General features: G+C 68.2%; 12 protein-coding genes. 10 read left to right on the forward strand and 2 right to left on the reverse strand.

The features are described 5' to 3' along the window. The first annotated feature begins 110 nt into the window (after positions 1-110). The 3 genes from SYV04_RS39425 to SYV04_RS39435 are packed head-to-tail and all read left to right on the forward strand — an operon-like array spanning position 111 to position 6254. Complete coding sequence (locus SYV04_RS39425) at positions 111-1370, forward strand: hypothetical protein (protein WP_321551237.1); 1260 nt, start codon at positions 111-113, stop codon at positions 1368-1370. Continuing rightward, on the forward strand, positions 1367-2014 hold the full coding sequence (locus tag SYV04_RS39430) for a hypothetical protein (RefSeq protein ID WP_321551238.1): 648 nt from the start codon (positions 1367-1369) through the stop codon (positions 2012-2014). The genes SYV04_RS39425 and SYV04_RS39430 overlap by 4 nt, the downstream gene beginning before the upstream one ends. Before the next feature lie 55 nt (positions 2015-2069). Beyond that, positions 2070-6254 (forward strand): protein kinase domain-containing protein, encoded by a 4185-nt coding sequence (locus SYV04_RS39435; RefSeq protein ID WP_321551239.1) that lies wholly within the window; start codon positions 2070-2072, stop codon positions 6252-6254. A 7-nt stretch (positions 6255-6261) separates the two neighbouring features. Here SYV04_RS39435 and SYV04_RS39440 read toward each other — a convergent pair whose 3' ends face one another. Next, positions 6262-7551 carry a Stp1/IreP family PP2C-type Ser/Thr phosphatase gene (locus SYV04_RS39440; RefSeq protein ID WP_321551240.1) on the reverse strand — a complete coding sequence of 430 codons (1290 nt, stop codon included), beginning with the start codon at positions 7549-7551 and terminating at the stop codon, positions 6262-6264. Between the two features lie 156 nt (positions 7552-7707). Further along, on the reverse strand, positions 7708-8304 hold the full coding sequence (locus SYV04_RS39445) for a hypothetical protein (RefSeq protein ID WP_321551241.1): 597 nt from the start codon (positions 8302-8304) through the stop codon (positions 7708-7710). Between the two features lie 95 nt (positions 8305-8399). Here SYV04_RS39445 and SYV04_RS39450 point away from each other — a divergent pair, with 95 nt between their 5' ends. From SYV04_RS39450 to SYV04_RS39480, 7 genes are all read left to right on the forward strand, one after another. Beyond that, positions 8400-9038, forward strand: a complete 639-nt coding sequence (locus tag SYV04_RS39450; RefSeq protein ID WP_321551242.1) for a BMC domain-containing protein — start codon at positions 8400-8402, stop codon at positions 9036-9038. Between the two features lie 68 nt (positions 9039-9106). Continuing rightward, positions 9107-9409 carry an ethanolamine utilization microcompartment protein EutM gene (gene eutM / locus SYV04_RS39455; RefSeq protein ID WP_321551243.1) on the forward strand — a complete coding sequence of 101 codons (303 nt, stop codon included), beginning with the start codon at positions 9107-9109 and terminating at the stop codon, positions 9407-9409. Between the two features lie 2 nt (positions 9410-9411). Continuing rightward, positions 9412-9702, forward strand: coding sequence for a EutN/CcmL family microcompartment protein (locus SYV04_RS39460; protein ID WP_321551244.1), 291 nt, complete (start codon positions 9412-9414; stop codon positions 9700-9702). 5 nt (positions 9703-9707) lie between these two features. Next, positions 9708-9896, forward strand: coding sequence for a hypothetical protein (locus SYV04_RS39465; RefSeq protein ID WP_321551245.1), 189 nt, complete (start codon positions 9708-9710; stop codon positions 9894-9896). A 41-nt stretch (positions 9897-9937) separates the two neighbouring features. Continuing rightward, the gene (locus SYV04_RS39470; RefSeq protein ID WP_321551246.1) at positions 9938-11461 is read left to right on the forward strand and encodes an aldehyde dehydrogenase family protein; all 1524 of its coding nucleotides are present in this window, start codon (positions 9938-9940) and stop codon (positions 11459-11461) included. Then, a complete protein-coding gene (locus SYV04_RS39475) occupies positions 11454-12020 on the forward strand; it encodes a BMC domain-containing protein (RefSeq protein WP_321551247.1) in 567 nt (188 codons plus the stop codon). Before SYV04_RS39470 ends, SYV04_RS39475 begins: the two co-directional genes overlap by 8 nt. A gap of 187 nt (positions 12021-12207) precedes the next feature. After that, a complete protein-coding gene (locus tag SYV04_RS39480) occupies positions 12208-13758 on the forward strand; it encodes an ATP-binding protein (protein ID WP_321551248.1) in 1551 nt (516 codons plus the stop codon). Positions 13759-13763 lie beyond the last annotated feature (5 nt).

A 13763-nucleotide genomic window follows, 5' to 3' on the forward strand; every position in this document is an offset into this window, starting at 1 on the left:
GGACACCCAACCCGTCGCATGGCCGTCCGTTGAGGACGCGCCGACCTGACTCATTTTCTACGGAGTGGGGTTCGGGCAAGGCCCGAGACATGCCGCGGAGGGTGGGGCTCATGAGCGCCAAGCGACAATCCGACGACGTCCTGCCCGAACGCGCCAAGTTCGTGCATGAATCCCGTGCGGCGCTGCTCAGTGTCTTCGTGCATGCGGACGCCCAAGCCGATCTCTCGGGTGCCCTCACTCCAGATCTGCGGCCGCTCCCTCTGCCGAAAGCTCTCGAGGTCATCGACGGGCTCCCGGACGGTGACTTCGAGCCCGCGCAGACCATCGCCGGGTTGAGGCTGACGAGCGCTGTTCTCCTCGAAGACAAGAAGGAGCTCGAGCCCTATCTCACGGAACTCCTGGGCGTGAACGCCAGGTCATTCAGGGGCTCGATACGCGACGCGTTGCTCCGACCACGTGATGGCCGAGTCGAGTCCGTGACCTATGCGGATCTCCGGCGGATCTTCTATAGCGACTCCTCCCGGGACCTGAGGGGAGACTTCCGCAGGAGAAGGAGCCCCCCAGCCCCCGTCTCTCCTGCCAAGGACAGCGAGCAGCGTCCCAAGCCCGACCCGGCCATTCTGGCGCGCCTCCAAGCGGAGAGCACCCGGGAGGACGAGCGGACGGGTCGCCGGGAGGGTGTACTGAAGGACATCCAGTCCTGCTTCGCCGGGCCGGCCGAGCAACCGCTGAGAGCACGGCGTGAGAGCCGGGTGGACCTGAACTCTCTCGTCACGACCGTGGACATTGCCTCGGAGTCCCGCTGGGACTTCCCGACGCTTGTCAGCGCCCTGGATCCACGCAACTGGAAACAATCGAAGTTCTGGCCCGCGAGCGACCAGATGCAGCTCAGCGAGACGACCCCTCCCGTCTTCACGCCCGTTGAGCCGAGCTCCCAGAAGGGACCGAGCTGGCATGGGTACCTCTTCGAACACGTCGAATGGAACTGGAACCTGCAGCGCATCTCCTCGTTCCGGAACTTCCTCGAGATCGACTTCGCCGTGGACCCCGTCGAGCAGTGGATCCGTCTGCAGTTCGCTCTCTACTCGTGCGAGGGCAGCGAGCTCTCCGTGCTGAAGCAGAAGCGGGGCATCGACGTCGACTCCGGCTTCCAGTGCGTCGCGGCGCTCCCCGCCTCTCCTGGCCAGCAAAACGGCGCCTTCAAGCTCCGCACCGTGAAGCACGTCCGCTTCGCGGACCTCCTGGACCGGCGAACCCCGAACCAGGGCCCGGCGGGAGTCGGTCTCTTCCTGTCCTTTCTGGCTCCGTCCCTCGTGGGGCTCTGGATGAACGAACTCCTCGATAGTCTCGAAAGGAATCCTCCGTCATGACCACGTCCACTCGAGACAGTGACCGGGATACGCCGATGATGGACGCCTCCTCGGCCGCCACCTTCTGGAACGACATGTTTCAGACCAACTTCACCTTCTGGCAGAGCCAGCACAGCCGCTTCTTCTCCGCGCTCGATAAAATGAGGGAGGGAAAGTACGACTCCGCCCAGTGGATGCAGGACGTCGCCGGGTCCTGGGATGCGTGGCTCACGCTGCTGGCGAGCCCCTGGCAGGCGTCGGCAGGTCGAGAGCGGCAACTGCCCACCTTGCTCTTCGTCGTGGATGGAGACGCCGAGTTCATCGGCCCCACGGATGCCCCCACGCATGTCTTCCTCCCCGATGGCGTCACAACCCGCGTGACGGATCTCCATCCAGTGGTAGGGGCAGGAATTGCGGTGCGAGGAAAGAGCCTGGAACAGGGAACTGGCAACATCGACGCGAACGCTCACATCCGGGCCCAGCTCTCGCCGAACCGGGACCGGGTGGAGGTCTCCCTCGTCGATCTCGGCCGAGGCCAGAGCCGGCGAAAGACCCAGGGCATCGACCCGGGGCTCTACGTGGGTGCCGTCTATGCCACGGAGGTAGCGACCCGCCGCCCCCTGGCGATCATCTACGTGCTCGTCGAGGAGTCCAAGGAGCCGTAACGCCCACGCAGGGCAGCCCCTCTCCCTACCCGAGAGCACCAGACTGGGAGACGCGATGAGCCACATCGGAGGTCATGAGGAGGAGAACGCGCTGCCGCTGGCCGAGTACTCGCTCTCGCGCGGGGACTCCGAGTTCGAGGACTCATTCCTGCGAGAGCTCGTCTGGCAACCTCCCCCGGTGCCCATGCCCGTGCTGGGCGAGCGGCTGGGAGGCCTGGATGGGAGCCGCTACGAGATCCTCGAGCTGATCGGCCAGGGTGGCATGGGCCAGGTCTTCCGGGCCCTGGATCATGAACTGCAGCGGACCGTCGCCCTCAAGTTCCTGCTCTCCTTCCTGCGCATGTCCCCTCAGCAGGTGACGGCGCTCCTGCGTGAAGAGGCCCAGGCCATCGCACGGCTGGACCACGACAACATCGTGCGGATCCACGATCTGGCCCTGTGGAACACCGGCTTCCGGCAGAAGAGCGGGCTGCCCCCGGCGAAGGTTCCCTTCCTGGTGATGGAGTACCTGGAGGGAAAGACCCTGCAGTCCATCCTGATGAAGGGGCGGCTGGAGCTGCGGCGCGCGCTCGACATCATGCTCGATGTGGGCGCGGGGCTGGCCCATGCCCATGAGCGCCACCTCGTCCATCTGGACCTCAAGCCAGGCAATGTCTTCATCCTCGCCCAAGGCCGCGCGAAGCTGCTCGACTTCGGCCTGTCGCGCTTGCTGACGGGCGGCACCTTCACGCTCGACACCACGGGCTCGGGAACACCTCCCTACATGTCTCCCGCCCAGTGGCGGCGCGAGCCTCCCCATTCGTGCGACGACACGTGGTCCTGCGGCGTCCTCCTCTTCGAGATGCTGACGGGCCAGCTCCCCTTCCCCTCGCTGGAGTCCGAGGAGATCCAGAAGTACGTCACCTCGGCCCGGCCGATGCCCTCGGTGCGCGAGCGTCGACCAGAGCTGCCCGTGGAGTTGGACAAGTTCATCGCCTCGACGCTGGACAAGACGCCCGGCAACCGCCCTCCCGATGGCTCCGAGCTGCTGAAGCGGCTGTGCGCCCTTCAAGAGAACCTCGCCCTCAGGCCCCGGCGGGTGCGGGCCGTGGCGGAGCGGCGACAAGTCACCCTGGTGGCATGCCGGCTCTCGCTCGCCTCCAGCAGCGGCGTCATCGATCCCGAGGACTTCAGCGAGCTGGAGGAGTCCTTCCACCGCGCCTGCACGCGCCTCATCCAACAGGCGGGGGGAACCATCACGACGGCCATGGGGGCCGAGGTGCTCGCGAGCTTCGGCTACCCGCGCCTGCAAGAGGATGACTCGGAGCACGCGGTCCGGGCGGCCCTGCGCCAGACCCAGGAGCTGCCACGAGAGCTGTTGAGCCACTGGCGCCAGGGGCTGTCCGTGCGGGTGGGCATCCACACGGACCTCGTGGCCCTGTCCGACGTGATGCCCGAGTTCCATGGAATGACACCCGCCATGCAGGGCGAGGGCCCTCGCATCGCCTCCTGGCTGGCCACGCAGGCCGAAGCAGGGACGGTGCTCCTCAGCGATCAGGCCTATGCGCTCGTGCGCGGTCGCTTCCACACCAGGTTCCTCGGCCAGCGAACCTTCGAGGCGCTCTCGGGGCCCCAGTCCGTCGGCCTCCACCAGGTGCTTCACGAGCGCAGGAACGTGACCCGCTTCGACCGGGCGCTCGTCATGGGCCCCCTCACGACGCTGACGGGACGAGAGCCGGAGCTGCGGCGCCTCACCCTGTTGAGGGAGTCCACGCGCGATCAAGGGGCCTTCATCCTCCTGCGGGGCGAAGCGGGGATCGGCAAGTCCCGCCTCATCCAAGAGCTGCACGATCGCGAACCCGCCAATGCGAGCACCTGGTTCCGGTGCCAGTGCTGGCCCCAGTTCAAGGACAGCGCCTTCCATCCCTTCATCACCTGGCTCCAGCGCTTCCTGGAGTTCTCCCCCGAGGACACGCCCGAGGAGAAGCTGCGCAAGCTGGGGGAACAACTGGGAGCAGCTGGCCTGCCCACGGAGCATGTGCCCCCCCTCGCCTCGCTCCTGTCCCTGCCTCTTCCCGAGGGCACTGCCTTCCGGAGTCTCCCCCCGGAGCATCAGCGGGAGCGAGGGGTGCGGGCGCTGGCCGCGCTCTTCCAGCAACTGAGCGAGAAGCGGCCCCTCGTGTTCGTCGTGGAGGATGTGCATTGGGCCGATCCCTCGACCCTCCAGTTCCTAGGGTTCCTCCTGGAGAGCCTCGAGCGCCTCCGGGCCTGCTTCCTGCTCACCACCCGTCCCGAGTTCACCCATGCCTGGGCGGGCCATGACTCCTTCTTCGAACTCCGGCTCGAGCCCCTCTCCCCTCAAGCCACCTCGGCGCTGATTCAGGAGACCGCCCACGGCACGCCCCTAGCGGCGGAGACGATCGAGATGCTCGTGGCGAGAACCGACGGCGTTCCGCTCTTCATCGAGGAGCTGACCCGGATGGTGGTGGAACAGGGAGGCACGGGCGCCACCGCGGAGGGCTCGCTCCTGCCCATCCCCACCACCCTGCACGAGCTGCTCCAGGCGCGGCTCGACCAGCTCCCTGCCCAGACGAAGGCGCTGGCGCAGCTCGCGGCCCTGCTCGGCCGGGAGTTCAGCCACGACGTGCTCCACGCCGTCTCGTTCCTGGAAGAGGACGAGCTGCGACAGACCATCGAGCGACTCGAACGCGCCGGCCTGCTCTTCCAGCAGGGGTGGCCACCCCACCTGACCTATAGCTTCAAGCACTCGCTCATCCAGGACGCGGCCTACCAGTCGCTGACGCGGAGCACGCGCCAGCACTACCACACGCGCCTCTTCCACGTGCTGAGCGAGCGCTTCCCCACGATGGCGCAAGAGCAGCCAGAGCTGCTCGCGAACCACGCCACCCGCGCGGGCCTCTCGGAGCAGGCCGTGGAACTCTGGCAGCGGGCGGGGCAGCTCGCCGCATCGAAGTCCGCCCTCGCCGAGGCCATCCACCACTTCACCCGAGCCCTCGAGCAGCTCGCGTTCCTGCCACCGTCGCGAGAACGGGACGAGCGGGAGATCACCCTGCGGGTCGAGCTGGGCCAAGGGCTCGTCTCGACGAAGGGCTTCGCCGCCAAGGAGGTCGAGGAGGTCTTCACCCGCGCACACGAGCTGTGCGAACAGTACGGGGAGGTCCCCTTCTCCGTCCTCTGGGGCATCTGGGCCGTCGCGCTGGTGCGGGGCAGCCGCGAGGACACCGATCAGCTGGAGGCGCTCTTCTATCGGCTCCTGGAAACCCAGGCGGATGCCACCACCCAGGTGGTGGTCCATTCCTCGCTCGGAACCCTGGAGTTCTGGCGAGGCCACTACGCCGAGTCCCTGCGGCACAACACCCTGGCCAAGCAGTTGAGCCGCGAGGACCCCTCCATGAGGAACCTGGCGCGCATCCGCGGCGGCGGCAGCCAAAGCTATGTCGCTGAACAAGTGCTCCACGCGCACCTGAGCGGGGCCTTCGGCGAGTCGATGCTGGGAAACATCGACCGCGCCCGCGAGCTCTGCCAGGAGGCGCTCGCCCTGGCCGAGGCGATGCAACACCCGTACGCCGTCGCGCTCACGCTCTCATTCGCCGCCACGATCGAGTACGAGGTGGACGAGCCCGAGGTGGCGCGGGACCTGGCCAACCGGCTGATCGCCGTCTCCACCCGGAACGGCTTCCTGTTCACCCTGGCGACGGGCTACTGCGTCCTGGGCTGGGCCACCGCCCGCCTCGGAGACCCTCAGGCGGGCATCCCCATCGTCCAGCAGGGCCTTGGGCTCCTCCAGGCCATGGGCGCCCTGCTCATCTACCCCACCTGTCTGGTGTGCCTGCTCAAGGCCCAGCTGCTCGCCGGCCAGAACGCCGAAGGACTGGCCGCGACGAAAGAGGGGCTGAGCATGCTCGACACCCTTCTGGCCCGCCGGGCGCGCGGCGACCTGCTGCGGCTCCAGGGAGAGTTCCTGCGCCAGCAGGGCGCGCTGGAGGCGGCACGGGCGTCCATGGAACTGGCCCTGGCGGAGGCCCGCGACTGTGGCGCGAGGCTCCACGAGCTGCGCGCGGCCGCGAGCCTGGCTCGACTCCTGCGACAGTCCGGCAACGTCTCCGAGGCCCATGCGGTCCTCGCGGAGACCTGCGGCAGGTTCCCCGGAGGGTCCGAGCTCCGGGACTACAAGGTCGCCCGCGAGCTCCTTACGGAGCTCTCCGGCCACGAGGAGGCACCTGGGGCGACGCCGGGCTGAGCCCGGGCTACTCCTCGGCGAAGGGCTGGACGGACTGCGCCACCGCCAGCTCCTGGCGCGCCTCGCTCAGCTCCGAGTTCGTCGCCCGGAGCCGATCCGACAGCACCTGCACGAAGCTCCAGAGCATCTTCACCGCGAGGATGGACTCGCGCTTCATCAGGCTCATCAGGTCCGGACGGGCAATGACCATCGTCCGCGTGGGCTCGGTGGCGCGCACCGTGGCCGAGCGCGGCGCGTTGTCGATGAGCCCCATCTCTCCGAAGTGCCCGCCGGCGCGCAGCTCCGCGATCTCCACACCGTTCTTCTCGATGACGACGCGGCCGCGGATGACGACGAAGAGCTCCTCGCCGGGCTGCCCTTCGATGACGATCTCTCGCCCCGCCGGGAAGGTGCGCGTGGTGGCGATGGACAGCACCGCCGTCTGCTCCTTGTAGGTGAGGTGCCGGAAGAGCGGGATCTTCCGCAGCGCCTCCATGCGCGACTGCGCCTCGCTCGTCTCCTCGCTGGCCACCGCGCCGTCGCCCGCCACCTTCACCACCACCGCGGTGATGTTGTCCTTGCCGCCGCGCTCGTTGGCCGTGTCCACGAGCTTCTTGGGCAGGTCCCCCGCCGCGATGTTGCTCACCAGCGGCAGCATCTCCTCGTCCTCGAGGTAGCCGTGCAGGCCGTCCGAGCAGAGGATGAACACGTCGCCCGGCATCAGATCGACGATCAGCGTGTCGACCTGCACCGACTCCTGGATGCCCACCGCGCGCGTAATCACGTTGCGGTACTGCGAGTTGGCCGCCTGCTCCTTGGTGATGGTGCCGGCCTTGAGCTGCGCGGCCACCAGCGTGTGGTCCTCGGTGAGCCGGTGGCACTGGCCGTGGCGCACCAGGTACACGCGCGAGTCGCCCACGTGGCCGATGACGCCCTTGTTGCCGCTGAGCGCCAGGCACACGAACGTGGTGCCCATGCCGCGCTTGGAGGCGTCCGTCAGCGCCATCTTGTAGATGTCCGCGCACGCGCGCTGGATGGCCACCTCCACCAGCGCCGCCGCCGCCGAGCGGCTGTCCTGCGACGGGTTGGACGCCAGATCCTTCAGCAGGTGCTTGTTCGCGGTGATGTGCTGCTTGACCACTTCGGTTGCCCGCGCGCTGGCGACTTCGCCCGCCGCGTGGCCGCCCATGCCGTCGGCGACGATGAACAAGCCGAGCGGCTGATCCACCAGCATCGCGTCTTCATTGTGCTGGCGCTTCCGACCGACGTCGGACAAACCGAAGGCTTCTGTGGTCAAGGCCAAACTCGACACTCCCATGACTCCGAGGGATGACTCCGCACGTTACGCAGCACGCCGAAGACCTGGCAAGGTTCACTGTCCGACCGGCGCCGCGCGCATCCTGTCAGAGCCTTCCCCGGCGGAGAAGCCGCCTCCTCCGCCAGCAAGCAAGCGGTGACGACCGACACTCCCGGTTCACCGCCAATCCGCGAAAACGCCGAGCAGCAGCCCACCCGCGTAGGGCGCCGCCACGCTGCGCCTGCGGTAGCTGAACGGCTCCCCGTAGCCCCCGCTCACCCCCAGGGCCACCCTACCTAGCTGGTAGCCCAGGTGGACCCGTCCTTCCAGCAACCCCGCGCTGTAGCGCTCGTCGGGCAGGTTGCGCAGGTGCGCCCCGTACCAGAGCGGCCCGGCCGTCACCTGGAACCCCCAGTGGAACCCCGAGGGGCTCTGGTTGCGGTAGCCCCCGCCCACCTGCACCGTGTGCTCGTGGAAGGAGTCGATGGGCTCGTCCGCGCCCGCGACGACCGTGTCCGGCAGCGCCACGGCGAACCCGCCCCCACCCTCCAGCACCAGCACGAGCGCGTCCTTGCGGTCCTGGAAGACGGTCAACTGCCACTGAATCCGGGCCTGAGGGGTGACCGTCCCCCCTCTCAGGTAGGAACCCAGAAAGGCCCCGCGTGGGAGCCATACGGGGGTGTACTCCCGCTCGGGCGTGGAGGTGCTCGACTGGGCCTGCGCGACCGTGGAGAGCCCGAACAGGAAGTAAAACAGGAGCCAATGGCGGGACATGCTACCTTTACCGCCATCCCACACGGCGCTTGTCAACGAACTGTTCGGTTGGCTATAGCTGCCGCCTCCATCCGCCTCTCCGGGAAGGGTGCTTTTTGGCCACGTCGCTCCGGGCGTTCGTTTTCCTTGATTCGCTGCAGCCGCAGCTCGCCGCGCACATCTGCACGACCTGCCGCGGCTATTTCCCGGTGCCCTATGTGGCCTCCCTGTTCGTGGAGATTGCCCCGGGCATGGCCATCCACGGCATCATCGACACCGCGCTGAAGGGCACGCGGGTCCACCCGGCTACCCTGGTGGTGGAGCGCGCCTACGGCATGCTCGAGGTCCACCACGAGGACAAGGGCGAGGTGCGCAGCGCCGGCGACTCCATGCTCCGCTTCCTGGAGGCCAAGGAGGAGGACCGCATCAAGCCGAAGCTGGTCTCCAACACCATCATCCGCGCCATCGAGCCGATGCACGCGATGATCCTCGACAAGATTCGCTTCGGTTCGATGATCGAGCCGGGCCAGTCGCTCTTCATCCTCGAGTGCGAGCCGGCCGCCTACGCGGCGCTGGCGGCCAACGAGGCGGAGAAGGCGGCCGACGTGAAGCTGGTGGACGTGACGCCGTACGGCGCCTTCGGTCGGCTCTACATGGCCGGCTCCGAGGCGGAGATCGACGCGGCGGCCGAGGCCGCGGTGGCGGCGCTCAAGGGAATCACCGGCAAGGAGCCGGCTTCCTTCAAGGACAAGTAATTTCCAGCCAGTCCCCTCAGGGGCAGGGCTGAAGTGATTTCACCGCAGCAGCGGAGAGGAACCAACAGATGGCGGATGCACTCGGGCTGATTGAAACGAAGGGCTTCGTCGGCATGGTCGAAGCGGCGGACGCGATGGTGAAGGCGGCCAAGGTGGAGTTCGTCGGCTACGAGAAGATCGGCGGCGGCTACGTGACGGCCATCATCCGTGGCGACGTGGCTGCGGTGAAGGCGGCCACCGAGGCGGGCGCCCGGGGCGCCGAGCGCGTGGGCGAGCTGGTCTCCGTCCACGTGATTCCGCGCCCGCACGGCAACCTGGACATGGTGTTGCCGCTGGGTCGTAAGGACAAGGCCAAGGTGGAGAACACCTGACCATGCTGATGGGCAAGGTGGTGGGGACGGTGGTCTCCACCCGCAAGGAGCAGGAGCTCGAAGGCCTCAAGCTGCTGGTCCTCCGGGGAATGGATCTGGAGGGCAAGGCGAACGGCCCGGTGGTGGTCGCGGTCGACGCGGTCGGCGCCGGCGTCGGCGAGGTGGTGCTCTACTGCTCCGGCTCCAGCGCCCGGCAGACCCAGGTAACCAAGGACCGCCCCGTCGATGCGACCGTGATGGCCATCGTCGATCAGTTGGAAGTGGGCGGCACACTGAAGTACGTGAAGGAATAGAACCCATGCCAGTCGTGACAGTCCGGGCCTCCAAACGCCCGGCGAAAGGCGACTCCCTGGTTCGCAAGGTGACCGAGGCGGCGGGAGACCTGCTCGCGCAGAGCGATCGCGTTCTCGTCGTCTACGGCAAGGAGACCGCCAGCATCTACTACGAGGGTTCGGAGCCGGCCCCGTCGCTGCCCCGCGCCTCGTGACGTGAAGTGGCGGGCGCCCTGCCCCGCCGGGAGCCCCGCTGATGTCCCTCGACCCGAAGCAGATCGACGCCATCGTCGATCAAGTGGTCCGCAAGCTCTCCAAGGAGCTGTCGGACCTGCCGCAGCCGGTGCCCGCCCCCGCGAAGCCTCCGCACGGCCACAACGATGACCGGGCCGGCAGTGAGCGCCGCTTCGGCACCGCTCCCCTCACCCCCGAGGCCCGGCCGCCCGTCTCGCGCCGAGCGGGCTCCCACCGGGGCCGCAAGGGCATCTTCGACGACCTGGACAGCGCCACGGAGGCTGCTCGCGCCGCTCACGAGGAGTGGAGCGAGATGTCCCTGGAGGTGCGGGACCGCGCCATCGAGGCCATGCGCGAAGTCACCCGCCGCTCCGCCCGCGAGCTGTCCGAGATGGCGGTGAAGGAGACGGGGCTGGGGCGCGTGGAGGACAAGGTCAAGAAGAACCTCCTGTGCGCCAACAAGACTCCGGGCACGGAGATCCTCCGCGCCACGGCCTTCACGGGAGACCACGGGCTGGCGCTGCTGGAGCGGGCGCCCTACGGCGTCATCGGCTCCATCACCCCCACCACCAACCCGACCGAGACGATCATCAACAACGGCATCGGCATGGTGGCCGGTGGCAACGCGGTGGTGTTCAACGTCCACCCGAGCGCCAAACGGGTGAGCGCGCACCACATCCAGCTGCTCAACGAGGCCATCGTCTCGGCGGGTGGGCCGGACAACCTGCTGTGCGCGCTGGCCGAGCCGACGATCGACTCGGCGCAGGCGCTGATGAAGCACAAGAACGTGCGCCTGCTGGTGGTGACGGGTGGCCCGGCGGTGGTGCGCGCGGCGATGAACTCGGGCAAGCGCGCCATCGCGGCCGGCCCGGGCAACCCGCCGGCGGTGGTGGACGAGACGGCCCACATCGACCGGGCGGCCAAGGACATCGTCGACGGCGCCTCGCTGGACAACAACATCGTCTGCATCGTGGAGAAGGAAGTCTTCGCGGTGGCCTCCATCGCGGACGCGCTCAAGCGCCACATGGAGAACCATGGCGCCTACGAGGTGACGGGCGCGGCCATCCACCGGCTGGAGAAGCTGGTGGTCCACGACGGCCACCCGGTGAAGGACTGGGTGGGCAAGGACGCGGAGAAGATCGCCGAGGCCGCCGGCATCCGGGTGCCCAAGGGCACGCGGCTGCTGTTCGCGGAGGTGGACCCCTCGCACGCCTTCATCCAGGCGGAGCTGCTGCTGCCGGTCATCGGCTTCTCGCGGCTGCGCACGGTGGAGGACTGCATCGCCGCGGCCGTGCAGGCCGAGCACGGGTTTGGCCACACGGCGACGATGCACTCGACGAACCTGGACCACCTCAACGCGATGGCGCGCGTCATCAACACCTCCATCTTCGTGAAGAACGGGCCGTCCTTCGCGGGGCTGGGGATGACGGGCGAGGGCTACACCTCCTTCACCATCGCCTCCCCCACGGGCGAGGGGCTGACCACCGCGGTGAACTTCACCCGCGAGCGGCGCTGCACCCTCAAGGACGCGTTCCGCATTGTCTGAGCCAACGCCACTTCCCGGGCCCGCGCTGGCGCTCTTGGAGCTGGACTCCATCGCGCGCGGCTACGTCGTGGCCGACGCGGTGGTGAAGCGCGCCTCGGTGACGATCGCGCTCGCGGAGGCGGTGACACCGGGCAAGTACCTGCTGCTCTTCTCCGGCCCGGTGGCGGAGGTGCAGGAGTCCTTCGCGGCGGGCCTGGAGACGGCGGGGCGGACGCTGCTGGACAAGCTGTTGCTGCCCATGGCCGCGGACGGGCTGGTGGAGGGACTGCAGGGCCGCTTCCCAGGGGTCTTCGGCGAGAGCGTGGGCATTGTCGAGACGCACACGGTGGCCGCCGCGCTGCTGTGCGCGGACACGGCGCTCAAGCGGGCCGAGGTGACGCTGGAGCGGCTGCAGCTGGCGCGCGGCATCGGCGGCAAGGGCCTCTTCGTGGTGAGCGGTGAACTCCACATGGTGGAGGCCGCGCTCGAGGGGGCGGCGACCGCCGTGGAGCCGCACCTGCTGCAGACGACGGAGCTCATCCAGCGCCTCAGTCCCGAGCTGCGCGGCCGGGTGCTGTAGCGCCCTCCCCTGCACAGAAAAGTTCGGGCTTTGGAACTTCTCTGCGCGGGTGAGTCAGGGACCGGACCGTCCCGCCGCTACAACGTGCGGTGGCCGACGATTCCGTATTGCCCCGCCGTACACCGGGCTGCCACGCAACACTCCATGGGATTACACCTTTCTCATGAGAAACGGGAACTCGCCTGCCATGTTGGAGGAGCCGTCGTCGGACCGTCCTCCGGATTGGCAGCTGGCCCCGGGGGCCGCGGAGCCGAGCGCCATGGCGCCGTCGGCGGACCTGCCCTACCGCGAGCTCTTCCTGGCCGTCGCCGAGCAGATTCCGGACGCCATCTTCACCAAGGATCTCCAGGGCCGCTACACGTTCATCAACAGCGCGGGAGCGCGCTACCTGGGCCTGCCCCCCGAGCAGATCATCGGCCGCAAGGACTCGGATCTGATGTCGCCGGAGGAGGCGCAGAACACGCAGGAGTTCGACCGTCAGACGCTGCTGGCCGGGCGCACCCTGCACGCGGAGATGACCGAGTTCATGGCGGGGGTGCGCCGCGAGTGGCTCTCGACCAAGGGGCTCATCCAGCAGGACGGGCAGGTGCGGGGGCTGTTCGGCATCTGCCGTGACTTGTCGGAGCACCGGCGCAGCGAGGCGGCGCGCACCCAGAGCGAGGCGCTGTTCCGGGCGGCGGCCAGCAGCAACTTCGATGCGTTCTGCATCCTCCGCAATGAGCCCGAGGGCCTGCGCCTGCTGCGGCTCAATCCCCATGCCGAGGCACTCTTGAGCTGCACGGCGCTCGAGGCGGAGGGGCGGCTGCTGTCCGACTTCCCGCAGGCGAGCTTCATCGCGCCGGCCCACCTGTGCGAGGAGGTCTGGCGGACGGGCAAATCGCACGATGACGAGGTAGAGCAGGTGCTGCCCCGACAGGGGCGCCGGTGGTTCCGCCGCCAGCTCAACGCGGTGGGCGACTGCATGGCGGTGATGGTGCGGGACATCACCGAGCAGCGCGAGAGCGAGATGCGGCTGCGGCTCAACGAGCGCATGGCCGCCATCGGGATGCTGGCCGCGGGGGTGGCGCACGAGATCAACAACCCGCTCGCCTTCGTCTCCAGCAACCTCTGCTACATCGACAAGGAGCTGCGCCGGCTGAAGCTGAGCCCGAACGACCTGGGCGAGATGATGGAGGCCATCACCGACGCGCGCGAGGGCGCCGATCGGATGCGTGACATCGTCCAGAGCCTCCGGGCGCTGGCCCGGGGAGATTCGATCACCACCCGCCCGATGGACCTCCAGGAGGTGCTGGAGAACTCGGTCCACCTGATCTGGGGCCGACTGAGGAGCCGGGGCGGGCTGGTGCGCGACTACGCGGATCTGCCGCAGGTGATGGGCAACTCGGTGCAGCTGTCCCAGGTATTCGTGAACCTGTTGATCAACGCGGTGCAGGCCCTGCCCCAAAGCAGCGGGGAGATCCGGCTGGTGACGCGGCTGCACAGCGACACGCTGGTACGGGTGGAAGTCCACGACAACGGCTGTGGGATTCCGGCCGAACACCTGAACCGGATCTTCGAGCCGTTCTTCACCACCAAGCCCGTCGGAGAGGGAACCGGGCTGGGGCTGTCGATCAGCCATGACATCATCCGCGGGCTGGGAGGAGAGCTGACGGTGAGCAGCATCCCAGGCAAGGGAACCACGTTCCGCATCCTGCTGCCCGTGGCCCCCGCCGACGCTCCCCTCGACGAGATGCACTGAGCGGA

It is taken from the genome of Hyalangium ruber (genome assembly GCF_034259325.1).
Taxonomy (GTDB): domain Bacteria; phylum Myxococcota; class Myxococcia; order Myxococcales; family Myxococcaceae; genus Hyalangium_A; species Hyalangium_A rubrum.

What these genes read in the sequence shown, in the direction of transcription:
- SYV04_RS39445 (WP_321551241.1), bottom strand. Translation starts at nt 8,304, where the DNA reads ATGTCCCGCCATTGGCTCCTGTTTTACTTCCTGTTCGGGCTCTCCACG.
- SYV04_RS39480 (WP_321551248.1), top strand. Translation starts at nt 12,208, where the DNA reads ATGTTGGAGGAGCCGTCGTCGGACCGTCCTCCGGATTGGCAGCTGGCC.
- SYV04_RS39465 (WP_321551245.1), top strand. Translation starts at nt 9,708, where the DNA reads ATGCCAGTCGTGACAGTCCGGGCCTCCAAACGCCCGGCGAAAGGCGAC.
- SYV04_RS39460 (WP_321551244.1), top strand. Translation starts at nt 9,412, where the DNA reads ATGCTGATGGGCAAGGTGGTGGGGACGGTGGTCTCCACCCGCAAGGAG.
- SYV04_RS39430 (WP_321551238.1), top strand. Translation starts at nt 1,367, where the DNA reads ATGACCACGTCCACTCGAGACAGTGACCGGGATACGCCGATGATGGAC.
- SYV04_RS39425 (WP_321551237.1), top strand. Translation starts at nt 111, where the DNA reads ATGAGCGCCAAGCGACAATCCGACGACGTCCTGCCCGAACGCGCCAAG.
- SYV04_RS39440 (WP_321551240.1), bottom strand. Translation starts at nt 7,551, where the DNA reads ATGGGAGTGTCGAGTTTGGCCTTGACCACAGAAGCCTTCGGTTTGTCC.
- eutM (WP_321551243.1), top strand. Translation starts at nt 9,107, where the DNA reads ATGGCGGATGCACTCGGGCTGATTGAAACGAAGGGCTTCGTCGGCATG.
- SYV04_RS39435 (WP_321551239.1), top strand. Translation starts at nt 2,070, where the DNA reads ATGAGCCACATCGGAGGTCATGAGGAGGAGAACGCGCTGCCGCTGGCC.
- SYV04_RS39470 (WP_321551246.1), top strand. Translation starts at nt 9,938, where the DNA reads ATGTCCCTCGACCCGAAGCAGATCGACGCCATCGTCGATCAAGTGGTC.